27 protein-coding genes are annotated in these 26552 nt (G+C 36.7%); 11 read left to right on the top strand and 16 right to left on the bottom strand.

The window, feature by feature from the left end:
* Positions 1–431: 431 nt before the first annotated feature.
* Positions 432–1499, bottom strand: coding sequence for a putative type IX sorting system protein PorV2 (locus ACFO3O_RS21815; protein ID WP_379982867.1), 1068 nt, complete (start codon positions 1497–1499; stop codon positions 432–434).
* Positions 1500–1622: 123 nt separating this feature from the next.
* Between ACFO3O_RS21815 and ACFO3O_RS21810 the strand changes: the two genes are divergently transcribed.
* Positions 1623–2369, top strand: a complete 747-nt coding sequence (locus tag ACFO3O_RS21810) for a CDP-alcohol phosphatidyltransferase family protein (RefSeq protein ID WP_379982865.1) — start codon at positions 1623–1625, stop codon at positions 2367–2369.
* Between the two features lie 29 nt (positions 2370–2398).
* Complete coding sequence (locus ACFO3O_RS21805) at positions 2399–3862, top strand: aminoacyl-histidine dipeptidase (protein WP_379982863.1); 1464 nt, start codon at positions 2399–2401, stop codon at positions 3860–3862.
* Positions 3863–3941: 79 nt separating this feature from the next.
* Here ACFO3O_RS21805 and ACFO3O_RS21800 read toward each other — a convergent pair whose 3' ends face one another.
* Genes ACFO3O_RS21800 through ACFO3O_RS21790 form a run of 3 tightly spaced genes read right to left on the bottom strand, consistent with a single transcriptional unit; the run spans position 3942 to position 6694 of the window.
* On the bottom strand, positions 3942–5108 hold the full coding sequence (locus ACFO3O_RS21800; protein WP_379982861.1) for a peptidylprolyl isomerase: 1167 nt from the start codon (positions 5106–5108) through the stop codon (positions 3942–3944).
* 17 nt (positions 5109–5125) lie between these two features.
* Positions 5126–5680 carry a gliding motility-associated peptidyl-prolyl isomerase GldI gene (gene gldI / locus ACFO3O_RS21795; protein WP_379982859.1) on the bottom strand — a complete coding sequence of 185 codons (555 nt, stop codon included), beginning with the start codon at positions 5678–5680 and terminating at the stop codon, positions 5126–5128.
* A 3-nt stretch (positions 5681–5683) separates the two neighbouring features.
* A complete protein-coding gene (locus ACFO3O_RS21790) occupies positions 5684–6694 on the bottom strand; it encodes a DHH family phosphoesterase (RefSeq protein WP_379982857.1) in 1011 nt (336 codons plus the stop codon).
* A gap of 232 nt (positions 6695–6926) precedes the next feature.
* Here ACFO3O_RS21790 and ACFO3O_RS21785 point away from each other — a divergent pair, with 232 nt between their 5' ends.
* On the top strand, positions 6927–7346 hold the full coding sequence (locus ACFO3O_RS21785; RefSeq protein ID WP_379982855.1) for a nucleoside-diphosphate kinase: 420 nt from the start codon (positions 6927–6929) through the stop codon (positions 7344–7346).
* Positions 7347–7588: 242 nt separating this feature from the next.
* On the opposite strand, the gene ACFO3O_RS21780 is transcribed toward ACFO3O_RS21785, so the two are convergent.
* The 3 genes from ACFO3O_RS21780 to recF are packed head-to-tail and all read right to left on the bottom strand — an operon-like array spanning position 7589 to position 9429.
* The gene (locus ACFO3O_RS21780; protein ID WP_379982853.1) at positions 7589–7882 is read right to left on the bottom strand and encodes a DciA family protein; all 294 of its coding nucleotides are present in this window, start codon (positions 7880–7882) and stop codon (positions 7589–7591) included.
* Positions 7879–8304, bottom strand: coding sequence for a hypothetical protein (locus ACFO3O_RS21775; protein ID WP_379982851.1), 426 nt, complete (start codon positions 8302–8304; stop codon positions 7879–7881). The genes ACFO3O_RS21780 and ACFO3O_RS21775 overlap by 4 nt, the downstream gene beginning before the upstream one ends.
* 33 nt (positions 8305–8337) lie before the next feature.
* The gene (recF, locus tag ACFO3O_RS21770; protein WP_379982849.1) at positions 8338–9429 is read right to left on the bottom strand and encodes a DNA replication/repair protein RecF; all 1092 of its coding nucleotides are present in this window, start codon (positions 9427–9429) and stop codon (positions 8338–8340) included.
* 138 nt (positions 9430–9567) lie between these two features.
* On the opposite strand from recF, the gene ACFO3O_RS21765 reads away from it, so the two are divergent.
* The 7 genes from ACFO3O_RS21765 (at position 9568) to ACFO3O_RS21735 (ending at position 15827) form a co-directional block, all read left to right on the top strand.
* The gene (locus tag ACFO3O_RS21765; protein WP_379982847.1) at positions 9568–10341 is read left to right on the top strand and encodes a tetratricopeptide repeat protein; all 774 of its coding nucleotides are present in this window, start codon (positions 9568–9570) and stop codon (positions 10339–10341) included.
* Positions 10342–10399: 58 nt separating this feature from the next.
* Positions 10400–10897 (top strand): 6,7-dimethyl-8-ribityllumazine synthase, encoded by a 498-nt coding sequence (ribH, locus tag ACFO3O_RS21760; protein ID WP_379982845.1) that lies wholly within the window; start codon positions 10400–10402, stop codon positions 10895–10897.
* Between the two features lie 121 nt (positions 10898–11018).
* The gene (locus ACFO3O_RS21755; RefSeq protein ID WP_379982843.1) at positions 11019–11312 is read left to right on the top strand and encodes a hypothetical protein; all 294 of its coding nucleotides are present in this window, start codon (positions 11019–11021) and stop codon (positions 11310–11312) included.
* A gap of 8 nt (positions 11313–11320) precedes the next feature.
* Positions 11321–13177 (top strand): DNA mismatch repair endonuclease MutL, encoded by a 1857-nt coding sequence (gene mutL / locus ACFO3O_RS21750; protein WP_379982841.1) that lies wholly within the window; start codon positions 11321–11323, stop codon positions 13175–13177.
* A gap of 6 nt (positions 13178–13183) precedes the next feature.
* Positions 13184–13894, top strand: coding sequence for a rhomboid family intramembrane serine protease (locus ACFO3O_RS21745; protein WP_379982839.1), 711 nt, complete (start codon positions 13184–13186; stop codon positions 13892–13894).
* A gap of 2 nt (positions 13895–13896) precedes the next feature.
* Positions 13897–14796, top strand: a complete 900-nt coding sequence (locus ACFO3O_RS21740; RefSeq protein ID WP_379982837.1) for a rhomboid family intramembrane serine protease — start codon at positions 13897–13899, stop codon at positions 14794–14796.
* A complete protein-coding gene (locus ACFO3O_RS21735) occupies positions 14796–15827 on the top strand; it encodes an endonuclease/exonuclease/phosphatase family protein (RefSeq protein WP_379982835.1) in 1032 nt (343 codons plus the stop codon). The genes ACFO3O_RS21740 and ACFO3O_RS21735 overlap by 1 nt, the downstream gene beginning before the upstream one ends.
* 5 nt (positions 15828–15832) lie before the next feature.
* Here the strand turns inward: ACFO3O_RS21735 and ACFO3O_RS21730 are convergent, their stop codons facing one another.
* The 9 genes from ACFO3O_RS21730 to ACFO3O_RS21690 form a co-directional block, all read right to left on the bottom strand.
* Entirely contained in the window at positions 15833–16480 is a 648-nt protein-coding gene (locus ACFO3O_RS21730; RefSeq protein WP_379982833.1) for a WbqC family protein, read from the bottom strand.
* Between the two features lie 8 nt (positions 16481–16488).
* Complete coding sequence (gene lepB, locus ACFO3O_RS21725) at positions 16489–18102, bottom strand: signal peptidase I (protein ID WP_379982831.1); 1614 nt, start codon at positions 18100–18102, stop codon at positions 16489–16491.
* Between the two features lie 54 nt (positions 18103–18156).
* Positions 18157–18870, bottom strand: a complete 714-nt coding sequence (gene dapB / locus ACFO3O_RS21720; RefSeq protein ID WP_379982826.1) for a 4-hydroxy-tetrahydrodipicolinate reductase — start codon at positions 18868–18870, stop codon at positions 18157–18159.
* On the bottom strand, positions 18870–19472 hold the full coding sequence (locus tag ACFO3O_RS21715; RefSeq protein ID WP_379982824.1) for a DUF5683 domain-containing protein: 603 nt from the start codon (positions 19470–19472) through the stop codon (positions 18870–18872). Before ACFO3O_RS21715 ends, dapB begins: the two co-directional genes overlap by 1 nt.
* Positions 19462–20361, bottom strand: a complete 900-nt coding sequence (locus ACFO3O_RS21710; protein WP_379982822.1) for a ParB/RepB/Spo0J family partition protein — start codon at positions 20359–20361, stop codon at positions 19462–19464. The genes ACFO3O_RS21715 and ACFO3O_RS21710 overlap by 11 nt, the downstream gene beginning before the upstream one ends.
* A 5-nt stretch (positions 20362–20366) precedes the next feature.
* Positions 20367–21134: a ParA family protein gene (locus ACFO3O_RS21705; RefSeq protein WP_379982820.1), complete on the bottom strand. Its 768-nt coding sequence runs from the start codon at positions 21132–21134 to the stop codon at positions 20367–20369.
* Positions 21135–21439: 305 nt separating this feature from the next.
* A complete protein-coding gene (locus ACFO3O_RS21700; protein WP_379982818.1) occupies positions 21440–22552 on the bottom strand; it encodes an outer membrane beta-barrel protein in 1113 nt (370 codons plus the stop codon).
* Between the two features lie 133 nt (positions 22553–22685).
* On the bottom strand, positions 22686–24107 hold the full coding sequence (locus tag ACFO3O_RS21695; protein ID WP_379982816.1) for a hypothetical protein: 1422 nt from the start codon (positions 24105–24107) through the stop codon (positions 22686–22688).
* A gap of 206 nt (positions 24108–24313) precedes the next feature.
* Positions 24314–25402, bottom strand: a complete 1089-nt coding sequence (locus tag ACFO3O_RS21690; protein WP_379982814.1) for a M42 family metallopeptidase — start codon at positions 25400–25402, stop codon at positions 24314–24316.
* A 110-nt stretch (positions 25403–25512) separates the two neighbouring features.
* Between ACFO3O_RS21690 and ACFO3O_RS21685 the strand changes: the two genes are divergently transcribed.
* Positions 25513–26196, top strand: a complete 684-nt coding sequence (locus tag ACFO3O_RS21685; RefSeq protein ID WP_379982812.1) for a DUF4294 domain-containing protein — start codon at positions 25513–25515, stop codon at positions 26194–26196.
* Positions 26197–26552 lie beyond the last annotated feature (356 nt).

Below are 26552 nucleotides of genomic sequence, written 5' to 3'. Positions count from 1 at the left end.
GATGATCTCTGATGATTATTGGTTTAGAGTGAACTATACAGAACCCGATGGACTGGGAACTCAACGAGAGTTTGTGGGACACTTTACCCTGAAAAGGTAAAACCTATACACAGACATAGTAGAAACAGAAAACGTCCAGCAATTGCTGGACGTTTTTTGTGGGGTCTTGTCGGATTTATTAGGTGTTCGTAATTACTAATCATTTTTCACATGATGTGGTATATAAGAGAGGTTTTTCGCTTTAAGCGAACCCATAAAATACCATATTATTTAGTTATAAAGATGATGGGTGTGGGACTAATCCTTGAAATAAAATAGGTCTTCAGGAAAGGGAAGTTAGAAGTTCTATATCGCTTCAGATTGTTTTGGCGTCTCTAAAAGTGAGTATAGGGAGACTTGTGGAAGCTTTTCTAGTAGCAATGCAAACGCAATTACCTAAATAAATCCCAGTCTAATTTTAGGGAAAAGACATTAGAATAAATGGCAGCACTTTGATCTCCAATATCGGTAAGGGCATAATCAACATGAATCCCTTTATATTTAAAACCAACACCAATATTGGGTTGAAAGCCTACCGTTGTGGAGTTATCTAATTGTGTGATTTCTTGAAAATTTCCTACGCCGGCTCGTACATAGACGAGTTCTGCATAACCAAACTCAAAGCCAAAGGCTGGGGTCACACTTGCAGCAGATGTTGACAGAATATCATTCGTTTGCGCAAAACGGACATTAAAATCTATCTCTGCTTTAAAACTATAATCGTAATGATGCACCCATGTTCTTCCAAAACCTAGTTGTAATTTAGGAATTGTGATTTCTGTGCTCTCAGGTAGTTCTTGATTTTGACCTTCTACGGCATCGCTAATGGTAGCAAATTGTTCTTCATCAATACTCCAGGCATTAACGGTTGTTGTGATATCACGAGCCATCAATCCAAAATTCCAATTTCCTTTTTTCCATTGTAAACCAACATCAATACCAAATCCCCAACTATTTGCAAAATCTCCAATAATGCGACGCACTACCTTTGCATTAGCCCCTATATTAAGGCCATCCAATGGAAGTTCACGAGCATAAGAGAAGGTGACAGCCCAGTCTGCGGTGGAGAATAAACTGATTCGATTAAAATCTATATTTCCCTCAGCGTCTATAAGTTGTGTGGTATTTAAAATATCATCTACTCCAAATCTAATAACAGAAACGCCTATAGCACTTTTATCATCAAGTGGTTTTGCAAATGCGATATAGTCGTAGTTTGCGATGTTTGCAAAATAGGACGCGTGCATGATAGATAGTTGATTGTCTTCTAAGTTAACAAGCCCAGCCGGATTCCAATATCCAGAATTCACATCACTTGTACTAGCTACGACTGCATTACTCATTCCTAAGGCAGCAGCGTCTACCCCTATGTTTAAGAACTCATTAGAGTACTTACGCACGGCTTGTGCGCTTACCGATAATGTAAGCAGTATAAAAAGTATAGGTAGTATCTTTTTCAAAAGCAGTAATTTCGGGGCAAATATCCCCTTTTTATTACATATTCTAAACTTTATTTTAATCGAGATATTGCATATATAATTACATAATTCATTTTCTTTTCTATTTTTACACAAATACTAACAATGGGATTCAAAAAATATATACCTAATGCCCTTACCATGGGTAATCTTTTAAGCGGCTGTATTGCTGTTTTATTTGCTGTACAGGATCAAATGGAGTACGTTGCGTTTTTTGTAGCGTTAGGGATTTTCTTTGATTTTTTTGATGGCTTTTTTGCACGTCTTCTCAAGGTGCAAAGTGAAGTAGGGCTTCAGTTAGATTCTTTAGCTGATATGGTTACAAGTGGGGTAGTACCTGGAGTTGTAATGTATCAGTTATTACTAGATGCCACAGATATTCCATGGGGAGCTTCGGCAGATGCATATCATTTTAATATCGCGTATCTCGGATTTATGGTCACGTTAGCGTCTGCGTATCGTCTTGCAAAATTTAATGTAGATGACCGTCAGACCCATTCATTTATCGGTTTGCCTACCCCTGCAAATACCCTTTTTATTATCAGTATTCCTTTGATTTTGATATATGGAGAATACGCTTTCGCGAAAGCGGTATTTACAAACCCTTATGTTTTAATCGGAATCGTGATCGCAAGCAGTTATATGCTTAATGCTGAAATCCATTTATTTGCGCTTAAATTTAAAACGTGGGATTTTGGAAAAAATAAAGTTCGCTACGTGTTCATCTTTACAAGTATTTTATTGATTATTTTCTTACAGTATCTAGCTATTCCATTAGTGATTGTATTGTATGTATTACTATCGTTAATTTTCCCTGATAAGGGTATAAAATATGCTCCTAAAAACGAATAAGGAAGTATCTTTGTAAAAAGACACTTTTTATGACAAACCCAGATATAAGAGCGCTGGAGCCTAAAGCGCTTTGGAATAAATTTGCAGATCTTAATGCCGTACCTCGTCCTTCAAAAAAAGAAGAACGTGTTATACAGTTTATGAAAGATTTTGGGAACGCCCTGAATCTAGAAACCCTAGAAGATGAAGTTGGAAACGTGATCATACGTAAACCTGCGACACTAGGGATGGAGGATCGTAAAATGGTCGTGATGCAATCACACCTTGATATGGTACATCAAAAAAATGCAGATACTATTTTTGATTTTGATACACAGGGGATAGAAATGTATGTCGATGGCGATTGGGTGCGAGCAAAAGGCACAACCCTTGGAGCTGATAATGGTCTAGGCGTTGCCACGATTATGGCGGTACTAGAGAGCACAACGATAGCGCATCCTGCTATTGAAGCCTTGTTTACGATAGACGAAGAGACAGGAATGACTGGGGCTATGGGCTTGAAAGGGGGTGTTCTTAAAGGGGATATTCTCCTCAATTTAGATACCGAAGAAGATGACGAAATAGGGGTAGGCTGTGCTGGAGGAATTGACGTTACTGCAACTAGATCCTATAAAGAAGAGCCTGTAGCAGAAGGTAAAACAGCATATACGATAACCGTAAGAGGCCTTCAAGGAGGACACTCAGGAATGGATATTCACAAAGGACTTGGGAATGCTAATAAATTAATGAACCGTTTATTGTACAACGGGTTTGAAAATTTTGGATTACAAATCGCTCGTATAGATGGTGGTAGTTTACGTAATGCTATTCCTAGAGAAAGTGTTGCAGTGATTGTAGTGGATACAGTGCAAAAAGCAGCTTTTGAATTTGAATTTGATGCGCTTTCTAATAACATACAAAAAGAATTTGAAACGTTAGAGCCAGGGCTTGAGATGGTACTTTCTCAAACAGAACTTCCTGCAAAAGTAATGGAACTAGGTGTTCAAGAAGGGCTAACAAAAGCATTGTATGCAGCTCATAATGGAGTATATCGCATGAGTCCAGACATCAAAGACTTGGTTGAAACTTCTAATAATATAGCCCGTGTTGTAGTTAAAGAAGGCGCTATTAAAGTGGGATGTCTTACACGGTCTTCTGTGGAAAGTTCTAAAGTAGATCTTGCCAATGCGCTTAGGGCTACATTTGAATTAACAGGGTGTGATGTGGAATTATCTGGAGATTATCCTGGTTGGGCTCCCAATATGAAAAGCCCGATTCTTCAAGTGCTTATTGATAAGTACAAACAAATTAACGACGAAGAACCTCATGTGGCAGCATGTCATGCAGGGCTAGAATGTGGGATATTAGGGCAGAATTACCCAGAGATGGATATGATTTCTTTTGGCCCTACTATTAAGGGAGCACACTCCCCAGATGAACGTGCTAGTATATCTTCTGCTAAGAAGTACTGGAATTTTGTTTTGGAAATTTTAAAAGATATTCCTGTAAAATAGGTAGGAAAATTATAAAAGATGAGCACAAAAAAAGGCTGAGATTTTATCTCAGCCTTTTTTTTGTCTTGAAATGGAATGTTTACTCTTGTGGTTCTCTAATACCCATCAATTCTAATTCAAAAACAAGATCTGAATTAGGAGGGATAAACCCAGGAAACCCTGAGGAGCCATATCCTAAGTGTGATGGTATAAATAAGGTCACTTTATCACCTATACTCATAAGTTGAATCCCTTCTTTAAATCCAGGAATTAAACTTGCATCAGGGCTATAAAGGGTACCTAATGGATTATATCCAATAGCATCTTTACGAGCTTGGTCAAATTTGTCTTGACTTCTTGCTACTTCTTCAATGCTTGTGTCAAATAATTCTCCAGTTTCGCGAAAGAAGCCAGCATAGTTTACATTGATAGAATCTCCCAAAGTTGGTTTTTGACCTTTCCCTTTTTGATCCCAATACACTTTTAGTCCGCTAGGAAGTGTTTCTGTCTTTACTTCTTTTTCATTGAATCTTTTTGTGAACTCAGCATATCGGTTAGCATATTTTTCTAACTCTTTTGTAAAAGTAGCTGGTGCATCAAAATTTTTCGCAGCTTTTCCTTTACGAATAATATTTACTTGTTGCATGATCACATCTTCTTTGGTTTTTCCAGCTCTAGGATCAACCATTTCAACACCTGCAATAGCATCTATGACATCAAATCCAATCACTGTTTGTCCCCAAACAGTGTGGCAACTTATGGGTCTTCCGCTTCTGTCTCTTTGTCCGCATCTTTTTCTACTGCCATTTCTGTCAAAACCATCAAGGTGTGGAGTGGCCGTATGAGTGATAAAAAATTGGCTACCATTGGTATCTGCGCCAGAATTAGCCATAGAAAGAACACCTATAGTATCGTGTCTTCTTGTAGGGGTTAGTTCGTCATGGAATTTATATCCTGGACCTCCTGTTCCAGTACCTAGAGGATCTCCTCCTTGAATCATGAAGTCTTTAATGATTCTGTGAAATTTTAAACCATTATAATAAGGTTTATTTGCATATGCGCTATCTACCATAGGGTGTGTGCCTTCTGCAAGCGCAACAAAGTTTGCAACTGTAGCAGGAGCATCTTCATAAAATAACTCAGTAACGATAGTTCCTTTATCAGTAATAATCTCTGCGTAGATCCCGTCTTTTAGATCGGGGTATTTATCATTGCAAGAAAGTAATGATAGTAGGGCAACAATAAGTAACATGTGTGTTTTTCTCATGGGTTAAAAAATATTAATTATTCGGGTTGATTATCTTCTTCTATTTTTAATAAGGTGACCGTAGATTTTATAGGAAAGTTACTTCCTATCTTATCTTCAAAGCCATAATAGCCATAGGCTTTATGAGAAGGAAATAAGAATGTAATGGTTTCTCCTTCTTTTAAAATTTTGAGTCCGTCACGTATGCCAGAAATAAGTTCTTGATTACTTTGATCTATTTTCATGGCTTGGATGCCTATTTCTTCTCTAGAAACAATCGTAGTACCAGATAAACTTTGTAAATCATAGCTAAAGGTCACCACATCTCCTTTTACAGGTTTCTTTGTGGTGATTGTATCTTGTGTCACATAGGTATACCAAAAGCCACTCTCAGAGCTTAGATAGGTTTGAGTAGTGTCTTGTGTAATGAGTTTTTTGATAAAAACTTCTTCCTCTGCGATCAATTCTTTATTACGTTCAACAGACTCAGATATGTATGACCCAGATTGTCTGGATACATACCATCTCGCTTCGGGGCCTTGACAAGACCAAAGACATAGCACACAAATTATGGCAATAATTCCTTTCTTCATTGATTATAATTTGTCTTTATAACGCGGTAATATACTAATAAATTGAGTGACGGTATCTTCTAACGAAAGATCACTTTTTCCTCCTGCAGCGTTTGTATGCCCGCCACCTTCATAGTGCGCACGTGCAAACTCATTTACAGAGAAGTCACCTACAGATCGCAATGACATTTTTATAATTCCTTCAGATTTGTTTTCTATAAAAATAACAGCAAAAATAATTCCTTCAAGAGACAGACCATAATTTACAAAACCTTCGGTGTCTCCTTTTTGAAATTTATGATCGTCCAGTTCTTTTTGAGATAAGGTAATATAAGCCGTTTTATATTCTGGGAGAATTTGGAGATTTTGCAAAGCCACTCCTAATAATTGAAGCTTTGTGTAACTATTAGTGTCATATATATTTCGATGGATACCTGCATTGTCTGCGCCAGCAGTGATGAGTTCTGCAATCACTTTATGTGTCACGGCTGTTGTAGATGGAAATCTAAAAGACCCTGTGTCAGTCATGATACCTGTATACAAACAGCTAGCGATATCGGCATCAATATGATCTGCCACGCCTAGGGCATCTAGAAAATGATACACCATCTCGCAGGTGCTGCTCATACTGGTGTCGCTGTATGTGACTACTGCATAATCAGCCGGTTGTTGATGGTGATCTATCATGATAAAATCAGCCGAGGCTTTAGTAAGTGCTTGCTCCATGTCACCTGTTCTAGAAAGATGATTGAAATCCAGTGTGAAGATAAGATCTGCACGTTCTATTTTTTCAATAGCCGCTTTGGTCGTTGCATTGTAAATGATTACATCTTCATGGCCAGGGAGCCATTTTAAAAAATGCGGATATTCATTGGGAGCAACTACCGTAGCATTGTGACCTTGACTATTGAGATATTTGCATAAGGCAAGTGTACTTCCCATAGCATCTCCGTCAGGGTTTTTATGCGGGACAATCACAATGGATTTTGATGTATTAAGTAAGGACTTTACAGTCTTAATATCGTTCGAATTCATAAGAAGCGAAGATACAATTTATGAATATGTTGTATCCTAAAGATGCTTACTAATTTACAAAATCAAGGCAAGAAATCGAATTTGATAAAGCTTAACATATACATAATGTAGAAAAGCACTATTTTTGCGCAAAATTTGAGGGAAAGTGATACGCTTTCGCGAAAGCATATAAAAAGAATTATTTTTATTAAATACAAAAGGTTCTCGCTACTGTGAGAATGAAACCAAGACTATGGCAACAAATAGAACATTTACAATGATTAAGCCTGATGGCGTAGAAAACGGACACATCGGAGCTATTTTAGAAAAAATTACAGCAAGCGGTTTTCGTATTGTAGCGATGAAGCTTACGCAAATGACAAAGGCAGATGCTGAAGCTTTTTATGCAGTACACAATGAGCGTCCATTTTTTGGAGAGCTTGTAGAATTTATGACACGTGGACCTATCGTTGCCGCAATTCTTGAAAAAGAAAATGCAGTAGCAGATTTCCGTACGTTAATAGGTGCGACCAACCCAGCTGATGCTGCCGAAGGTACGATCAGAGCATTATATGCAACTTCTGTTGGTGAAAACGCAGTTCACGGAAGTGATAGTGATGAAAATGCAGCTATTGAAGGTGCATTCCACTTTGCAGGAAGAGAGATGTTTTAATGCATCATGTACAATACTTAAAATGCGCTATCTGAAAAGAATAGCGCATTTTTTATTTTAGCTAGTTTTGATGCGAATTGTTATATGTGGCATCTATCGCAATACCAATTTCTTTACAACATCCCTCCGCAACTCTTCGTTCAATCGTTGCAGAATATAGAGTGTTTAAAACAGAAAGTTTTTAGAAAAGCGTCCTAAAAAATACGCATTTCAAAAAAACAAGGACCATCTAGTTATGGTAACTATCGTAAAATCAATTTCTTTACAACATCTCTCCGCAACTCTTCGTTGAGACGCTCTATTATTTTTTCTTTCCCATAACTTAATTCTTCTCTGAAGACAGAAGAACTTAAATTAACCAATAAGGTGTCTCGTTCTAAGCGGACAGAAATCGTGTAGGTTTTAAACGCTGGATTCAGTGCATACCAAGCGCTTTCTACATCCAATTTGTCAATTCCTTTTTGGAGTTTGTTTTTGGTAACAAATTCTCCCAAGGCATCGCTTATAGATATCGGATCTGTATTACGCTTTGTCATTCTGGAAGGAGTATAGGTTCATATCTTCTATACGTATAGGTTGTCCCATTTTCATTAAGAAGAATTAATTGATCTTTGGAAGCTTCAATAACCGTTTCTTTCCAGCTATCAAAGGCCGTGGTGTATGTTAATACAATCGTATCATCGTTTATTTCTATATCAATATTTTCTGACGACTTAGAGGTCGTAAAGTTGCCGCCTAAATCAGGCTGTACTTTTTTACGAATTCCTCTTTTTTGATCTTGAATGTCAAAAAAATCAATATTTTGGCTCATTGAAAATGTTTTCTTACCACCATTAGAAGAGGCAACTTCTGCAATTTCCCAATAGCCTTCAAGATATGTGAGTTTCTCCTCTGGAGTGTGTGTACAAGAAACAAGGCTTGCAATAAAAAGAATGTATATAAAGTGTAATCGTTTCATAACAGAACAGCAAAGTACGGAAAAAACAGAGGATTATGCTTGATTATTCAAGTGAAATAATTCATACGTCTGATGAATTTTTTTCACAACCTCTTCCGTGCGTTCAGGATGGGTGTCACTAATGAAAAGCTGTCCAAAATTATGGGTATTGACCAATTGTATGATGTGTGTGACTCTATTTTCGTCTAGCTTGTCAAAAATATCATCCAGTAATAAGATAGGACTCACACCACTTTCTTTTTTAATAAAGTCAAACTGCGCCAGTTTTAAAGCAATAAGATATGTTTTTTGTTGTCCCTGCGATCCGAATTTCTTGATCGGATGTCCATCAATTTCAAAAACTAAATCGTCTTTATGGATCCCTACACTCGTGTATTGCAACATCCGATCTTTTTGTAATGCATTGGTCAATGCATGTTCAAATGGCATGTCATGTAAGGTACTTTGGTAGGTAAGTGACACCTTTTCTGTACCTCCACTGATGGCCGCATACTGTTCTTGAAAAATGGGCTCAAACTGAGTCAAAAAAGCCGCTCTTTTTTCAAAAATAGGGTTGCCGTAGGTGATCAATTGGTCATTATAGACGTTTAAAGTGTCCTGATCAAAGGTGTTATTTGCCAAAAAATACTTCAATAAGGCATTTCGCTGACTAATTACTTTGGTATACGACAATAAATTTGAAAGATATTTTTTATCACTTTGGGAGATCACCCCGTCTATAAATTTACGACGTGTGTCACTTCCTTCAGTGATCAAATCTCGATCTGCTGGAGAGATAATCACAAGGGGTAAAAAACCGATGTGATCTGCAAAACGCTCGTACACTTTTGCATTGCGTTTGATTACTTTTTTTTGGCCTTTTTTGGCGCTTACGACCACTTTTTCTTCCCGGTCACTTTTGTTGTAAACCCCATCTATCACAAAGAAATCAGCGTCATGATTGATGTTTTGACTGGTAACAGGGTTAAAATAACTTTTGCCAAAAGATAAGTGGTAAATAGCATCTAGGATATTGGTTTTTCCCACACCATTATTCCCGACAAAACAGTTGATTTTTGCATCAAATTCAAAAGCTTTTGAGGTAAAGTTTTTATAGTTAATTAAGGATAGAGATTTTAAAATCATAGGGTTTGTTATGGGTACGCTTTCGCGAAAGCGTGTAACTTCTCAGAAATCGTTTGCAAATTATCGAAAAATAAGGAATAATTTCCCTTTCAAAATTCAATAAAAATTATATTTTTGCGCCACTAACAAAATAACTATATGGCAACGTATAATAAAAGAGGTTATAAGCCCAAAACGAAGGTTGAAAAAGAAGTTGAAGAAATAGAAGACAGTACTACAGCTGAAGTATTTGCTTCCCTCGACGAAGGAGCTTCCAAAACCGAAGAGTGGGTAGAGAAGAACCAGAAAGCTATTTTTGGAGTAATTATAGGAATTCTTGTAATCGCTTTGGGATATATCGCTTATGGTAAATTCATCAAAGAACCTAAAATAGAAGAAGCAGCAAATGAGCTTGCAAATGCGCAAGAAGATTTTACCACAGCACTGGAGACTACAAATACAAATGTGAAAGATTCATTATACAATGTAGCATTACAAGGTTCTGGTGGTAAATACGGTTTGTTAGAAATTGCAGAGGAGTATAGCGGAACACCTTCTGCCAATCTTGCACATTATTATGCAGGAATGTCATACTTAGAGATGAAAGACTACAAGAATGCAATAAGTCACCTTGAGGATTTCTCTTCTGATGATATGATACTTGCACCACTCGCAAAAGGGGCTATTGGAGATGCTTTTATGCAATTAGACCAAGCTGACCAAGCATTGAGTTACTATGAGCAAGCCTTTAAGGTAAATACAAACGACTTTACAACACCTCGTTTCTTATTTAAAGCAGCTGTAGCAGCTATAGATTTAGGTAAAAATGATGTGGCTATCAGCTACCTTAATCGAATAAAAGATGAGTTTGAAAAATCTGACTATGCCAGCCAAGTAGATTTATACCTAGGAAGAGCACAAGCAGGAAACTAATTCTTACGCTTACGAATGGTTGTTTTTTCCATGTTGTAAGATTCAAAAATAGATCAGTATGGCAACAGAAGGACATAACCTCTCTGCTTACGATAAAACCACCATCCCAAACGCGAAAGATTTTCGGTTTGGGATTGTTGTTTCTGAGTGGAATGGTCAAATCACAGAAGGGCTCTTTCAAGGCGCTTTTGATGCGCTCAAGGATTGTGGAGCTATTAATGATAACATTGTTCGCTGGAATGTGCCAGGCGCTTTTGAGCTGATTTATGGGTGCAAGCGTATGACGGCTGCTTATGATATGCTAGATGCTGTGATTGCCATTGGAACGGTGATTCAAGGAGAAACTAAGCATTTTGATTTTGTATGTCAGGGCGTGACCCAAGGGATTAAAGAACTCAACCTTACAGGAGATATTCCTGTTATTTTTTGTGTGCTTACAGACAATACGTTGCAACAATCTATAGACCGTAGTGGTGGTAAACATGGGAATAAAGGCACAGAGGCTGCGATTGCTGCCATTAAAATGGCCCAGTTGAAAAAAGATTCTAAATTCTAGAATACACCTCAGGAATCTTTCCAATCTCTTTACATTTTCCCAATTCTACGTTTTCAAACTGTTAAATAGGCATGCTTTTTGACTGTAAAAAACGTATATTTGAATTCATACCAAGTACGCTATGGGACCCATAAAGTTTACAATAATAAAAAAACTAAAAACCAACAATAGGTTTAACTACACGCCTCGTTATTACAATGGTAAAGATGGGGTAGATGAATCTAAGTATACGACCAAGATCGATGCTTATACAGAGTCTTACAATAAAAATGACTTTGGTTCTCATTGGAAAGACGCACGAAAATCTTCAAGGTCGAGAGGTAATATGGAATTTAATAGCACCATATTAATTATCGTAGCAATACTTGTTTTTATATTTCTATGGATCATAGACTTTGATTTATCCATATTTTAGGAAACTAGATGGCAGACATTATTAAGCTTTTACCAGATCATGTGGCAAACCAAATTGCTGCGGGAGAGGTTGTACAACGACCCGCTTCTGTTGTAAAAGAACTTTTAGAAAACGCCATTGATGCTGGAGCTACTTCGATCAAACTGATTGTAAAAGACGCTGGTAAAACACTCATTCAAATCATAGATGATGGAAAAGGGATGAGCGAGACCGATGCTCGAATGAGTTTTGAACGTCATGCCACATCTAAAATCACATCGGCAGCAGATCTTTTTAATTTAAATACAAAAGGGTTTAGAGGGGAAGCACTCGCATCTATAGCAGCAGTAGCGCACGTAGATTTAAAAACACGTATTCATCAGAATGAAGTAGGAACGCATATTGAAATAGAAGGTAGTTCCATTATTACGCAAGAGCCGTGTGCGGTTCCACCGGGAACATCACTCGCTGTCAAAAACCTCTTTTTTAATATCCCTGCAAGACGCAACTTTTTAAAATCTAACAATGTAGAACTCCGTCATATCATAGACGAGTTTCAACGCGTTGCATTGGCACATCCACAAATTGTCTTTGCCATGTTTCATAATGAAGGCGAAGTATTTCAGTTGCCTGCAGGTAATCTAAAACAACGTATCGTAGGGATTTTTGGAGGAAAAACCAATGAAAAATTAGTCCCTGTTTCTGAAGAAACAGATATTGTCAGCATTCAAGGATTTGTCGTAAAGCCTGAGTTTTCTAAAAAAACACGCGGGGAGCAATTCTTTTTTGTCAATGACAGATTTATAAAAAACCCGTACCTTAATCATGCGGTAAGTGCCGCTTTTGAAGGTTTATTGCCCGACAGAGCCAGAGCGAGTTATTTTTTATATCTCACTGTTGATCCTAGTACGATAGATATCAATATTCATCCAACAAAAACGGAGATTAAGTTTGATGATGAGCATTCGTTATATGCCATTTTACGAAGTACCATAAAACATAGTTTAGGGCAATTCAATATTGCGCCCGTATTAGATTTTGATAGAGACGCCAATTTGGACACACCGTATGCGTATAAAGATAAGCATGCACACATTCCAAAAGTAGAGGTTGATCGAAATTTTAATCCTTTTGCCAATGTGTCTCCTCCTAAAAAAGGAGCATCATTACCCACGTATACAAAACAACCTGTTGACGGATGGGAGCAGATGTATGAAGGTCTCAAAACACCGCCTTCAGGCGATGCGAGTAATGTGACCTACGAAAGTGAGGAGGTGACAGGAGATTTATTTCAGAAAGATGCTGGGTACGCTTTCGCGAAAGCGGAATCATCTACCTATCAATTAAATAATAAATACATCATCAGTACGATCAAAAGCGGCATGGTGATTATCGATCAAAACAGAGCACATCAACGTATATTGTACGAAGAACTTCTACGAAATATCACGGTGAAGGAATCGGTAAGTCAGCAGTTATTATTTCCATTGATTTTAAATTATAACTCTTCGGAGTTAGGGTTGTTGATACAACTGAAGGAAGGTCTTGAGAATACAGGGTTTGTTTTTGGAAAAGTAGCTAATGAAACCCTAGAAATTACAGGGATTCCAACTTCTTTACCCGAATCTGAAGTGCCTATTGTGATAGAGCAATTATTAAGTGACTTAGAAAACGAAGTGCCAGATACAGGGTTTAGTCAGACAGATACGTTGGCAAAAAGTATGGCAAAGAGCATGGCGGTTAAAGCAGGGGAGACCCTTGACGCAGAATCAAGAGAGCATTTAGTAAATAGTTTGTTTGCCTGCAAAGAACCAAGTGTTTCTCCACATAATCGTACGACTTTTATTACGATGAATGCAGAAGAACTAGATAGAAAATTTAAGTAAAAGGAGATGGGGAGAATTACAGAGACGGTTAAAATATTACTGATTATAAATATCATTTTCTTTTTAGGAAGTCAATTTGTAGAGGTCGCATATCTCTATTTCTCCATGTGGTTTCCAGAGAATGAAAATTTTAAAATTTGGCAAATTTTCACTCACATGTTTATGCATGGTGGATTTATGCATATATTATTTAATATGTATGGGCTATATGCTTTTGGGAGTGCCATGGAGAATATATGGGGGCAAAAGAGATTTTTGTTCTTTTATTTTAGTGCAGGCTTAGGGGCAGTAGGGTTACAGGCTCTTTTAAGCTATTATACATATAATAGTGGAATTCAAGATCTGCTAGAATTAGGAGCTTCTCAAGCACAAATAGATGAATTACTAGAACTTCCATTAGGTTATGTTAGGGAGGAATGGCAAAATTTTTGGAGAAGTTATAACAGCCCTATGGTTGGAGCATCTGGAGCTATCTACGGAATATTAGTTGCTTTTGGCATTTACTATCCTAATTCTGAATTGATGTTAATATTTTTGCCTTTTCCGATAAAAGCAAAATATTTTATACCTATTATGATTGCAGGAGATTTATTTTTCGGTATTTCGGGTACATCTACAGGAATAGCTCACTGGGCGCACATAGGAGGGGCGGTTATAGGATTTATAATAGCTGTCTACTGGAAAAAAAATAGTTTTAATGACAAACGTTGGTATTAACGATGGCAGCAAATTCACTTTCATATCAATTTAAAACAGCAAATATTGCGATAAAACTTATCGTAATTAATTTTGCAGTGTTTATCCTTTTAAATTTAATTCCAACACTTTTTGGAGTAAATTTTTCTTTTATTGGATGGTTTACACTTCCTGATAATTTTCCCGGATTTTTGACACAGCCGTGGTCTATCATTACCTATGCTTTTTTGCATGGGGGTATTTTTCATATTTTGTTTAATATGTACTTTCTGTATATCTTTTCAAGATTTATACTCAATCTCTTTACGGAAAAACGTTTTCTTACTTTGTATCTCCTTGGAGGAATGGCAGGAGGGGTGTTGTACATGCTGTCTTATAGTATTTTTCCCGCGCTTATTGCAAAAAGTGGGGGATTTTTATTAGGAGCTTCGGCGGCGGTGATGGCATTGATTGTTTTTATTGCAACATACTCACCTCAAACAGGAATACGTTTTTTTATTTTTGATTTTAAATTATGGCAGATCGCTACCTTTTATGTTGTTTTTGATCTCATGCGTGTGAGTTTGGGTACTGATAATATGGGTGGACTTATCTCACATTTAGGAGGTGCGGCATTTGGTTATGTATATGCCATGCAACTTGCCAAAGGGAATGATATAGGAGCATGGTTTGAAAAAGGTATGGATACGGTGGCTAGCTGGTTTTCTTCAAAGTCAAAATCCAAAAAGACCAATATGCGTACGGTGCATCGTACCGCAAAAAAGACTGCTACAAAAAATACGAAAGCCAAACAAAGCTCCGTTACTAAGAGTGATCAGCAGCAACAAATAGATGCGATTCTTGATAAAATAAGCAAGAGTGGCTATGATAGTCTTTCTAAAGCAGAAAAAGACTTCCTATTTAAAGCTGGAAAAGATAATTAATGAAAGGAAGCTCCTTTTTTGGTAAAGTTATTTTTTTTGTAAATAGCATATTTGCCATTCTTTTAGTCCTTGGGTATGCATTACCCTATATACCGCCACATATATTTCCAAGGCTTTCCGTACTAAGTCTGTTGCTGCCTGTATTATTACTTATTAATGCTGTTTTTCTTGTTTATTGGGTCTTGAGGGGAAAACGACAGTTATTTCTTTCTGCTTTTGTCCTTATTATTGGCATAGGACATATAAGCTCATTATATCATTTTAGAGGAGGTTCAGGATTGACACATCAAGATGGTCTAAAGATTATGAGTTACAATACGCGCTCATTTAATATCAACGGATGGTCTAAAGAAGCAAATATAGGAGATCGTATCATTGCGTTTCTCACGGAGAAGAATCCTGATATCATTTGCTTGCAAGAGTATCATCCTACCTATACGTTGTCTCAAGAACAATATCCATATCAATATAAAAAGATGAGTGAACGTTCTAAAATCTTTGGACAAATTATTTATTCTAAGTATCCTATCATCCACACAGGTGCGTTAGATTTTAAAGACACAGGGAATAATGTGATTTATGCAGATATTGTTGTAGAAGCCGATACCTTACGTGTATATAATGTTCATTTTCAATCTTTGCGGGTATCTTCAAAATTAAATGCCCTTACACAAGAAGACTCTAAGCGTTTGTTAGGTAGAATGGGAGAGGCGTTTAAAAAACAAGAAGCCCAAGTGATGGAATTTCTTGAAAGTGAAAAAGAATCTCCATATCCTGTTATTGTTGCAGGCGATTTTAACAATAGCTCCACGTCGTATATGTATCGTAAGATAAAAGGGATCAAGCAGGATGCGTATGAGAAAGTGGGTACTGGCACAGGGCGTACGTTTACCCTTGATTTTATACCCTTACGCATTGATTTTATTTTAGCCGACCCAAAATTTGAAATTCTTCAATTTAAAAATTACGATATTGAATTGTCAGATCATTATCCTATCGAAACGGTAATCCATAAAAAGTTTAAATTCTAATTACCTTAGCGAAATACAGGAGATAGATCCACTTGTTCTAAATAAGAAAGCGCATTAGGACCTTCATTAAATAATAAATCTAGAATAGATAAATTGGGAAGGTATCCATGCTTGTCATGAAACAATTGATGATACTTGGGAAGCTTATAGTCGGGTTCTTTTTTTGACGTAATCAAATGACGTAGATTCGTAATAGGAGGCTTTGGGTCTCTAAAATATTCTTCAGTATAGGTGATCTCCTTTTCCAGTTGCAGACATTCCATAATACACTCGTGACACGCTAAATTAAAATCAATTAACTTGGTATAGGTAGTTGTATATAAAGGTTCAAAAGCATCTTCATAGTATTCAAAATAAGGGGAAGTTTGATACGCTATTTTTAAAGACCTCCAATGATCCCGCTGCCAGTGAAATTTATTTTCTAACACTACGTCAAACGTGAGTTGATGCCTTTCTGATCCGCGATTGTGAACTATAGGAATCGTAAGCTGCAATATACCGTTGGCTGTGGCAATTTTTGTACGTGAGCGGTAGGATTGTTTTTGATAATTATCTAACGCTTCAAATAGGACATGCGCTGCCTGTGCAATACACGCATAATGCACAATAGGAATGCAATAGCCGGGATGTAGGAGGATAGTACCTAAACTCATTATAAAATTTACGCTTTCTTTTGTTTCTTTTTCTTTCTAAAGAAATTAAATCCAAAATACAAGATCACTAATCCTAAGAAATGATAGCGGTAGCTCGTCAGTTTGCCATCACCACCTACAGTCGTAAACACACGATCCCAACGAATTCGATTCAAAAATCCATTTTTGTTTGGGTCTAAACTAAACCATACAAAGACAGGTTTCCCGACAACATGTGTGTATGGAGTATAGCCCCACATTCTAGCGTCTTGAGAGTTGTGGCGATTATCTCCCATCATCCAGTAATAATCTTGTTTAAAGGTGTATTCAGTGATCGGATTTCCATTTAAAGTAACAGAGTTTCCTTTTACTTGTATATCATTCTCTATCCCCATTTCAGAACCTTCATATACTTCTATGATTCGTTTATAAAAGGGGATGGTTTCTGTAGTGATCGCTACTGTTTTTCCATGTTCAGGGATGTATATAGGACCATAATTTTGTACGCTCCAATCATGTCCGCTTCTAGCAGGAAATAAATCTGAGTTAATATTGTTAGAAATCTCAATAGGACTAATGTTGATAACATTTGCGTTGTTACTTAATTTTTGATAAGAATCCTGAGTCATTTGAGCAATCTGAGTATAAATCCTATTTTCTTTATCATAATTACTTAAATAGATGTCACTTATATCATACCTGCTGGCTAAAAATGGAGTAGGAACATTATATTCACCTCTCTCATTTTGGGTTACAAAAAGTTCTTTTGATACTATTTTATAGCTAAACTGTAACCTAGCTCTATCAGGAAGTTCATTGCGTTCTCCATTTATATATACATACCCGTCACGAACTTCTAAAGAATCACCTGGTAGTCCTACACAGCGCTTTACATAATTTGATTTTTTGTCTACGGGTTTGTAAATAGCCTCACTTGATGGGTCTGTGATTACTGTCAGTGTATCTACAGGCCAGCTAAAGACAACAATGTCATTACGTTTAATTTTTTGAAAGCCAGGTAATCTAAAATAAGGTAATTCTGGTGAAGATACGTATGATTTTACACCAGCATATGGGATGGCGTCGTGTAACATGGGTGTCGCTACAGTTGTCATAGGAGTTCTAGCACCATAGTGAAACTTGCTCACAAAAAGATAATCACCAACTAAAAGAGTCTTCTCTAAAGAAGAGGTAGGAATCGTAAACGGTTGCATAAAATACGTATGCACTAGGGTCGCTGCGACGATAGCAAAAAGAATAGAACTGACCCACTCACCACTACTGCTTTTAGGGTTAATATCTCTCTCTTTAATATGTGGAGCGTCAGTAGCATAGTTGATATAAAATAAATACAAGCCACAAGTTAAAACGACCAAAGCGGTATCTTTATAGGTATTAAATCCAAAGCTTCGTGCTGTTTCCGTCCAAACCACGGGAAACATAATTAAGTTCACGATAGGTATGAATAATAAAATTGTCCACCACCAAGGGCGGTTAATGATTTTCATGAGTATTACAGCATTATAAACTGGCACTGCAGCCTCCCAAGCCTGTCTTCCTGCTCGTACATATAATTTCCAAGTGCCCAAAAAATGAACGAGTTGTACCGCTAGAAAGAAAATAAACCATTGTGTAATTGTCATGATATGCTGTATTTATGGGTAGTTAGTGTCTCCGTATTTATTGATGTTACGCAATTAAGAAATATTTAATACATCTGCCATAGAAAAAATGCCTTTTTTTCCGACAAGCCATAAGGCAGCAACAAGTGCTCCTTGTGCAAATCCTACTCTAGAATGTGCCTCGTGGGATAGCTGTAAGGTATCTATTTCGTTTTTATAGGTAATAATATGTGTGCCTGGTACCATACCTTCTCTTTTTGAAACAATGGGAATGGTATGTGCTTCCATCGTATTAGAATCGCTTTCTGTTTCTTTCCAATTAGTATATGTTCCAGCAGCTATAATTCCCTCGGCTAGGGTGATGGCCGTGCCACTAGGAGCATCTAGTTTTTGCGTATGATGGATTTCTTCCATAGACACCTTGTAACTAGGATGTGGTGCCATATACTCCGCTAACTTTTTATTGATTTCAAAAAATATATTGACCCCAATACTAAAATTAGAGGCATAGATAAAGCTTCCATTTTTTTCTTTACATAAAGTTGTCATGGTCTCATACTGATCTAACCAACCAGTGGTACCTGAAACGATAGGAATACCTTCATTAAAACAACGCGTGATATGAGAAACAGCAATGTGAGGTAAGCTAAAGTCAATAGCGACATCAACACCTTCAAAACTAAAAGGAGCTACATCATCTTTTTTTATGACAATCTCATGCCCTTGTGCGAGTGCTATTTTTTCGATGGCTTGTCCCATCTTTCCATATCCTAAAAGTGCAATCTTCATTAGTCTATATGATATGTGAGTTTAAAACCATACCGAAAAGCTTGTCCTAAATCATCTGCGTGAATGTCTGGTGCAAAGGTTAAATCATCACTTACATTGTATTGTGATAAGTGAGCATCTACATTTGCTTCAAGAATTTGAAGTACATACATCCCTGCGGTGATCAAAATAGCGAGTTCTTTACGTCTTCTAAAAAAATCTTGTGCGTCTATGAGTCCGTTATCTGTAAATATTTGTGTTGGATCTCCATTTTCATCAATGATCGTAAACTCATCAATACGTCCTGCGAGGCGATCTTTAAAGGCATTTCTATAGCGTTTAAACTCTTTATCACTATCAATAGCAAAAAAAACACCTGTTCCTAAAGCTCCATACACAATCGGTAATTTCCAATAATCTTTATTGTAGGCTTGTCCTAAACCTGGAAGAGCTGCTGCGTAAAAAGCCGCTCTTGCAGGCCTTAACGGATCAACAAACTGTTGGGCATCAGTTTTAAGGTCCCTACCGCTTTCGTCTGTGACAGTGATATCTTCTGATTGCGCTTTCGCGAAAGCGTATATCAAAAGAAAACCTATGAGTACTATGCTTTTTTTATTGAGCACCTTCTATTAATTTCTGTATGCGATTAAAATCTTCTTCTGAAGAAAAAGGAATGGTAATTTTACCTCTTCCGTTTTTTGATACTTTTACGTCTACTTTGGCTCCAAAGTAATTAGCAAATTCTTTAGCACCTTTTTGAATAAATTCAGGAGTGCCTTGTTCTTTTGGAAGTTGTGTTTCAGAAGTAGTATGGTAATTTTTGACAAGCGCCTCTGTTTGTCTTACGGATAGTTTATCTGCAATGATTTTTTCGTAGATATCTAACTGGTCTCCTGTATTTTCTATATTGATAAGAGCACGTCCATGCCCCATAGATAAAAACCCATCACGCATCCCAGTTTGAACAATAGGGTCTAGTTTGAGTAAGCGCAAGTAATTAGCAATAGTGGACCTGTTTTTACCCACACGCTCACTCATTTGTTCTTGGGTGAGTTGTATTTCATCAATAAGTCGTTGGTAGGAAAGTGCAATTTCAATAGGGTCTAAGTCTTGGCGTTGTATATTTTCTACCAGTGCCATTTCAAGACTCTCTTGGTCATTTGCAATGCGTATGTAGGCAGGAATGGTCTCATTACCCACAAGCTTAGACGCTCTAAAACGTCTTTCTCCGGAGACCAACTGGTATTTGTTAAAGCTTACTTTACGAACCGTGATAGGTTGTATGACCCCTAGTTCTCGTATAGAAGAGGCAAGCTCTCTAAGGGTTTCTTCATTGAAACTAGTTCGCGGTTGAAAAGGATTGACCTCAATATCTTTGAGATCTAACTCAACAATATTCCCAACCACCTTATCGGCATTTTTATCTTCAGCACTTTTAATATCATTTTCAGGATCTTTCAATAAAGCTGAAAGTCCGCGTCCGAGTGCTTGTTTTTTTGTTGCTTTAGCCATATATTCTAGCTATTGTTTTTTGTAATAAGCTCTTGTGCTAAGCTTAAATAATTGGTAGCTCCTTTACTTGCCGCGTCATAATTAATGATACTTTCTCCATAACTAGGCGCTTCACTTAATCGTACATTACGTTGTATAATGGTTTCAAAAACCATTTCACTAAAATGTTTTTGAACTTCTTCCACTACCTGATTAGACAATCGTAATCTAGAATCGTACATAGTTAGTAAAAGTCCTTCTATATCTAGGTCTGCATTATGTATTTTTTGGATACTTTTAATAGTATTTAACAGTTTTCCAAGCCCTTCAAGCGCAAAATATTCACATTGTATCGGAATAATAACAGAGTCAGAAGCTGTAAGGGCATTTAAGGTAAGTAGTCCTAAAGAAGGAGCACAGTCTATTAAGATATAATCATATTGATCTCTTAAATGACCAATTGCTTTTTGCATCATATACTCACGTTTTTCTTTGTCTACAAGTTCTATCTCGATAGCAACGAGGTCTATGTGCGCAGGAATAATGTCTAAATTAGGCGAACTAGTGCTGATAATAGCCTCTTCGGCAGTATTTGTATGCTCTAGAAGTTGATAGGTTCCAATTTGAACAGTATCCACATCAATACCTAGCCCAGATGTGGCATTGGCTTGGGGGTCAGCATCGATGAGGAGTACTTTCTTTTCAAGTACACCCAGTGATGCTGCGAGATTTACAGAGGTTGTTGTCTTGCCGACACCTCCTTTTTGATTTGCGATAGCAATAATTTTGCCCATATAGATTTGAGGAAATTTAAAAGGTAAAAATACAATTTATAATGAGTAAATAAAATGCTTTCAAAATTTAAACCCGCATTAGGTATTAGAACTTCGTGATAAGGCTTGAAGAATCAATAAAATAGGGCGTTCTCTGAGTTTTAGCATAACTCAGTTAAGAATAAAGTCAAAAACGTAGTGTAATGGTATATTTTGAAGCCTCTTTAAGTCTAATAGGCTTTCTAATACGTAATACATATTAAAAGACCATCGGAGACGATGGTCTTTTAGAATATAGATAGAATATAGAGATTTAGAGGTGCTACTTAAAAATAATAATTAAGACCAAGTGTAAAATTTTCATTGTTTACAATAAGTGGGATTACTGTATCAATGGTTGGGAAAGAGAGGTTGTTTTCATATTCCGATAGGTAAGAGAAAGTTACTCCAATATGTTTTTGATTAGGAAGTTGGAATCGAGCCCCTATTCTAGGAACAAATAAGGTATTGCCACCAGTGATGTCAAAGGAAAATCCATCTATTTCTCCTTTAAAAGAATCGGAGGTGACTCCTATGCTAATTCCAGCAAAAGGTTTGATTTTTCCTGTTTTGTTGAATAGATATTCAAGACCTAATAAGGCTCTGTAGCTGTTTATGCGAAAATTGGTAGGGCTTTCTATATTACCAAAATCTTTATCACCTGAAAAATTAGCGCTTCCTTCTAAAGATACAAATAAGTTTCCTTGGATGGATCCAAAAAAACTAGGCGATGTAATCACTCCAGCTTGTATTTGGGCAGATAACAGTGATTCCGTGCTCGTATTGTCAAAAAAGCTAACAGTGTTAAGTCCAGTGCCTATGCCTGCATAAAAACTAGCTTGGTCTGTATTGTGTGTAGTCGCATTTTTGACTTCCTTTTCGGTAGGTGCGTAAGCGCTATACTCACAAGCATTATAGGAATTCACTATTCTGCGAAGTGCGGGTTCGTTAAAACGGTCTTCATTATTTAAAGTGGCTCTTAATGTGTTGCAATCATTAAACAAAACAGCAAGTCTTCCAGGAATTTTGTTGGATTTTTGAGCTGTGTTGATCACGATGTGTTTTCCGTTTTCTACAGCCACAAGGTATTGTGCATTATTAATTTTGTAGAGATTCCCTTTTCCAGATACAATAGTAGACACAAAATAAAGAGTCCCTTCAAATGTCTTTTTGGTAAGCGAAGTGTTTCCTAGGGTAATTGCGTTTACCTGATCAAAAGTATAGGTGGTTACTTTTAAATCCTTTTTTAAGGATAGTGTCTGACTTTCATAATCAATAAGGACACGTCCATTTATGGTTCCATTTTCGGTAGTAATGGTTCCAGTCGTATAATTTTGAGCTATACTTGTCGTAATTGATAGAAATAACGAGAAAACAAAGAGCAGGATATTTTTTTTCATGGTGATAGTTTTTAAATAATGATATCAAAAAATATGCCTTACTGGTCGAAATCGCTATGAATTACTTACATGTAAAAAGAGACTGTCTTCACTTTTTAGACAGCCTCTTTTTACATGTATATATAATTAGTCACTAATTACCCTGTAACAATATATTGTCAATACTATATTCATCATGGTTTCCTGTACCACCTATTTCAATGCCTTCAAAACGTATGTAGATAAATGCGGCATTTGCAACAGTTGCACTGAAACTTCCAGATCTATTTACAGCGACAAACCCTAAAGCATCTGAAGCATTTGGTGTAGCAAAATCTAAAGAAGGAACTGGCGTGTATGTAATATTATCTGTAGAATAAGAAAAATTTAAACCGTCAATTCTATTTTGATCGTTATTTGCATAAACATCATAATTGATTACAAAATTGTTTAGTGTTATTCCGGTGGTATTTTCTATTCTAAAATCAAATGTTCCCGGAGTAAAGTCGACTCCAGTAGGCTGAACGCCTAATGTGGTATTACCTGCTCCATCCACATCAAAAGCATAAATACCACCCGTATTTACTCCACCTGTACTTGTTCCTCTGGCATAGTCACCTGATGCTTGTGTTCCTCCATAGGTGAGTGTGCCACTATTAAAACCATTAGCAATTACAATGTCAGAATCAAGTTGTCCTGTTGCTGGGATTGGTGCAAATCCAGCCCCTGTAAACGTTTGAAAATCCTCTGAATATAATGTTATTAATGGAGTTGTACAGGTCGCATCACTTATAAAAGTACCGCCTACAACACCTAGAATAGGAGAGTCCCAAGACCAAGTTCCTGAAGTTCCTGAACAATCATTTACTCCTGTTGGTTCGTTGTTAAAAGTATGAGAACCGCTCCAAGTAACAGGACCTTCTCCTGCTATAAAACCGATGGTAGTCATGCCATCACCGCTTACAATAGAACAGGTCGTGAGGCTTCCATTCGGAGTGCAGGAGTTTTGTTGCGCTTTACCATTAAAAACGGTAGTGCTTAGTGTAGTTTGTGAGCTAATAGCGCTATTTCCATTTGCCGTGGTAAACATAAGGTTAAACGTTTGTGTAGAGGTATTATCTAAAGGCGCTGGACACATTTCACAAACATATGTTCCTGTGATAGGATTTACAGGGGCTCTTTCTGTATTTTTAGAAGCCAATATAGAACTCTCAACACCTCTATAAATAACTGTGTTTATTTCTAGTATTTCCTCTTCTTCTCCAGTTGTCATTGTAAAAGAAAACTCATTAGATATAAAGGAGATTTCTTTTTTGTTTCCTATTTCAGCAACTTGATCCGTAAAAACACTTACTATTTCACCAGAAGCAAGAGTAAGATCTGCTGTTGCAGAGCGGCCATCTTCAGAAAGTGTTACATCTAGAGTACCTCTGTCCTCACCATTTGCAGTGGTGAATATTCCTTTGTAATTTTCAATTTCAAAAGAGGCAATCTGAGAAGAACTATCTGTATTTTTCTCGGTACTACATGCTGTAAATAGTGTAACTAGTAAACAATAGGATATAATCTTTTTCATAAATAATTTAATTTGTCTTTTTTTTGTTGAAACAAAACTACACTGATTTATTTAAAGTGTTGATTATCTATATTTTAACGAGATAAAATATTTATTTTATCGTTTAAGTGTATTATTTAAACGATAAAAAGCACAAAAGGTACTTAATAATACATCTTTTGTGCTTTTTATAGGTGAGTCTAGTATACGCTTTCGCGAAAGCGTACTCATTCAAAGTAACTAAAAGTCTCTCCTTCTTTAATTGTTAGGAGTGTCTCGTAAATTAATTTGATCACATTTTCTACATCCTCACGATGCACCATCTCTACCGTAGTGTGCATATAGCGTAATGGTAGTGAGATGAGAGCAGAGGCAACCCCGCCATTACTGTATGCAAAGGCATCGGTATCTGTACCTGTAGCGCGAGATAAAGCAGAGCGTTGAAAAGGAATTTTTTTCTTTTCAGCAGTTTCTGTAATACGATCTCTCAATTTTTGTTGTACAGCGGGTGCATAGGCAACTACGGGTCCCTTGCCAATTTCAGCCTCACCTTGTACCTTTTGATCAATCATCGGAGTTGTCGTGTCGTGCGTCACATCTGTAACAATAGCAACGTTAGGTTTTATGCGATCTGCAATCATTTGTGCACCGCGTAATCCTATTTCTTCTTGTACAGAATTTGTGATGTATAATCCAAAGGGAAGTTTCTTTTTATTTTCGTGTAAAAGCCTAGCAACTTCAGCAATCATAAATCCTCCAGCTCTGTTATCGATAGCTCTACAAACAAATTTGTCTCCGTTTAAAATATGAAATTCATCTGGGTAGGTAATGACACATCCTATATGAATGCCCATTTTATGAACTTCATCCTTGTCTTTTGCGCCAACATCAATAGAGATATTATTAGGTTTAGGAGGTTCTTCTTTTGATTTATCACGCGTATGGATAGCTGGCCATCCAAATACACCTTTGATAATTCCTTTTTTAGTGTGAATATTTACCACTTTGGAGGTGGCAATTTGATGATCACTTCCTCCATTACGTATTACATAGAGTAACCCATTGTCAGAAATGTAATTTACATACCAAGAAATTTCATCGGCATGCCCTTCTATAACCACTTTATACTTGGCTTTTGGGTTAATGACCGCTACGGCAGTTCCGTAAGTATCTGTAATAAATTCATCTACATATGGCTTTAGGTAATCCATCCATATTTTTTGGCCATCCCACTCATACCCTGTGGGAGCAGCATTGTTAAGATATTTTTCTAAGAAAGCTATCGATTTTTTAGTAAGTATACTTTTTGAAGACATTTAAAATATTTTTTTATAAAAATAAGAATATTAATACGAAGTTAATAGCGTTATATCACTGTATTCTTTAATTTTGGAATAGTTTTAGCTTAAAGCGAAATAAAAAAGCAATGCGTGTATTTTTAATACTTCTCTTATTAGTAGTGTCTTTCTCAGGATGGGCGCAAGACACGATACCCGAATCAGAAGAAAGGGAAGTCGAATATTACATTATACAAGGGGATACCATACCAAGGAGTGCGATAGATCTTAATGAAGTGATTGTGTTTAAGCCTCTGGAGTTTGATTCAAAGGAAGAACGCAGACGCTATTTAATCCTTCGTCGTAAAACCCGCAAAGTGTATCCTTATGCAAAACTAGCGGCAGATAGGTTGGTAGCATTAAATAACCGGTTGGATTCTATAACTTCAAAATCGGGAAAGAGGAAATACACTAAAATTATTCATAAATATCTTGAAAATGAATTCTCTACAGAGTTGAAAAAGTTGACACGTACTGAGGGTCAGATTTTGATTAAACTCATACATAGACAAACTGGTGAAACGGCTTTTGAATTAGTAAAACGATTACGAAGCGGTTGGAAGGCCTTTTGGTATAATACTACAGCTAGTGCGTTTGATATATCTCTTAAAAGAGAGTATGCTCCATTAAGTGTAGAAGAAGATTATTTGATAGAAGATATACTTCAGCGATCCTTTCAATCAGGTATTCTTGAAAGAAGGAATTCTGTGTTGGATTTTGAGTATTGGGATTTATCCAATAAATGGAAATCACCTCCTAAAGAAACAGATTAGAACATTGCCTCTTGTGAATTTTCAGATGAAATAGGAAATAGGTGGTTTTCGCTAGCTTTTTATTGCCCTATTAATAAGGAGTAGTTGTATGTTAGTTTTGTAGTGTATTCCTCTATTTTCCAATCCTTTAAAATTATTTCAAAAAATCTTTTCATTTTTAGTTTTTGATTGTGAAATACGTGTTATCTTTGCTGTCCGCTTTTTGGTAAGCGTGTTCTTTTAGATAGTATTTGGTTTGTTTTTAGGTAGGGATAAAAAAATAAAAATATTTATTTTTTTTGTTTGTTTAGAAGTAAAATTAAATTGTACATTTGCACCCGCTTTGAGAGGGAGTATATGGATAGAGATTTAAAAGC

Source organism: Dokdonia ponticola (genome assembly GCF_042653865.1).
GTDB classification, from domain to species: domain Bacteria; phylum Bacteroidota; class Bacteroidia; order Flavobacteriales; family Flavobacteriaceae; genus Dokdonia; species Dokdonia ponticola.
Note: the sequence above shows the minus strand (reverse complement) of the source record. Positions and strands in the feature narration are given on the sequence as shown.

Coding starts and splice junctions, on each gene's coding strand:
- ACFO3O_RS21780 (WP_379982853.1), bottom strand. CDS start 7,882: ATGACAAAGCGTAATACAGATCCGATATCTATAAGCGATGCCTTGGGA.
- ACFO3O_RS21690 (WP_379982814.1), bottom strand. CDS start 25,402: ATGTCTTCAAAAAGTATACTTACTAAAAAATCGATAGCTTTCTTAGAA.
- ACFO3O_RS21730 (WP_379982833.1), bottom strand. CDS start 16,480: ATGAGTTTAGGTACTATCCTCCTACATCCCGGCTATTGCATTCCTATT.
- ACFO3O_RS21700 (WP_379982818.1), bottom strand. CDS start 22,552: ATGAAAAAAAATATCCTGCTCTTTGTTTTCTCGTTATTTCTATCAATT.
- ACFO3O_RS21765 (WP_379982847.1), top strand. CDS start 9,568: ATGGCAACGTATAATAAAAGAGGTTATAAGCCCAAAACGAAGGTTGAA.
- ACFO3O_RS21710 (WP_379982822.1), bottom strand. CDS start 20,361: ATGGCTAAAGCAACAAAAAAACAAGCACTCGGACGCGGACTTTCAGCT.
- ACFO3O_RS21740 (WP_379982837.1), top strand. CDS start 13,897: ATGGCAGCAAATTCACTTTCATATCAATTTAAAACAGCAAATATTGCG.
- ACFO3O_RS21755 (WP_379982843.1), top strand. CDS start 11,019: ATGGGACCCATAAAGTTTACAATAATAAAAAAACTAAAAACCAACAAT.
- ACFO3O_RS21695 (WP_379982816.1), bottom strand. CDS start 24,107: ATGAAAAAGATTATATCCTATTGTTTACTAGTTACACTATTTACAGCA.
- gldI (WP_379982859.1), bottom strand. CDS start 5,680: ATGAAGAAAGGAATTATTGCCATAATTTGTGTGCTATGTCTTTGGTCT.
- ACFO3O_RS21785 (WP_379982855.1), top strand. CDS start 6,927: ATGGCAACAAATAGAACATTTACAATGATTAAGCCTGATGGCGTAGAA.
- mutL (WP_379982841.1), top strand. CDS start 11,321: ATGGCAGACATTATTAAGCTTTTACCAGATCATGTGGCAAACCAAATT.
- ribH (WP_379982845.1), top strand. CDS start 10,400: ATGGCAACAGAAGGACATAACCTCTCTGCTTACGATAAAACCACCATC.
- dapB (WP_379982826.1), bottom strand. CDS start 18,870: ATGAAGATTGCACTTTTAGGATATGGAAAGATGGGACAAGCCATCGAA.
- ACFO3O_RS21745 (WP_379982839.1), top strand. CDS start 13,184: ATGGGGAGAATTACAGAGACGGTTAAAATATTACTGATTATAAATATC.
- ACFO3O_RS21735 (WP_379982835.1), top strand. CDS start 14,796: ATGAAAGGAAGCTCCTTTTTTGGTAAAGTTATTTTTTTTGTAAATAGC.
- lepB (WP_379982831.1), bottom strand. CDS start 18,102: ATGACAATTACACAATGGTTTATTTTCTTTCTAGCGGTACAACTCGTT.
- ACFO3O_RS21800 (WP_379982861.1), bottom strand. CDS start 5,108: ATGAGAAAAACACACATGTTACTTATTGTTGCCCTACTATCATTACTT.
- recF (WP_379982849.1), bottom strand. CDS start 9,429: ATGATTTTAAAATCTCTATCCTTAATTAACTATAAAAACTTTACCTCA.
- ACFO3O_RS21705 (WP_379982820.1), bottom strand. CDS start 21,134: ATGGGCAAAATTATTGCTATCGCAAATCAAAAAGGAGGTGTCGGCAAG.
- ACFO3O_RS21790 (WP_379982857.1), bottom strand. CDS start 6,694: ATGAATTCGAACGATATTAAGACTGTAAAGTCCTTACTTAATACATCA.
- ACFO3O_RS21775 (WP_379982851.1), bottom strand. CDS start 8,304: ATGAAACGATTACACTTTATATACATTCTTTTTATTGCAAGCCTTGTT.
- ACFO3O_RS21810 (WP_379982865.1), top strand. CDS start 1,623: ATGGGATTCAAAAAATATATACCTAATGCCCTTACCATGGGTAATCTT.
- ACFO3O_RS21805 (WP_379982863.1), top strand. CDS start 2,399: ATGACAAACCCAGATATAAGAGCGCTGGAGCCTAAAGCGCTTTGGAAT.
- ACFO3O_RS21685 (WP_379982812.1), top strand. CDS start 25,513: ATGCGTGTATTTTTAATACTTCTCTTATTAGTAGTGTCTTTCTCAGGA.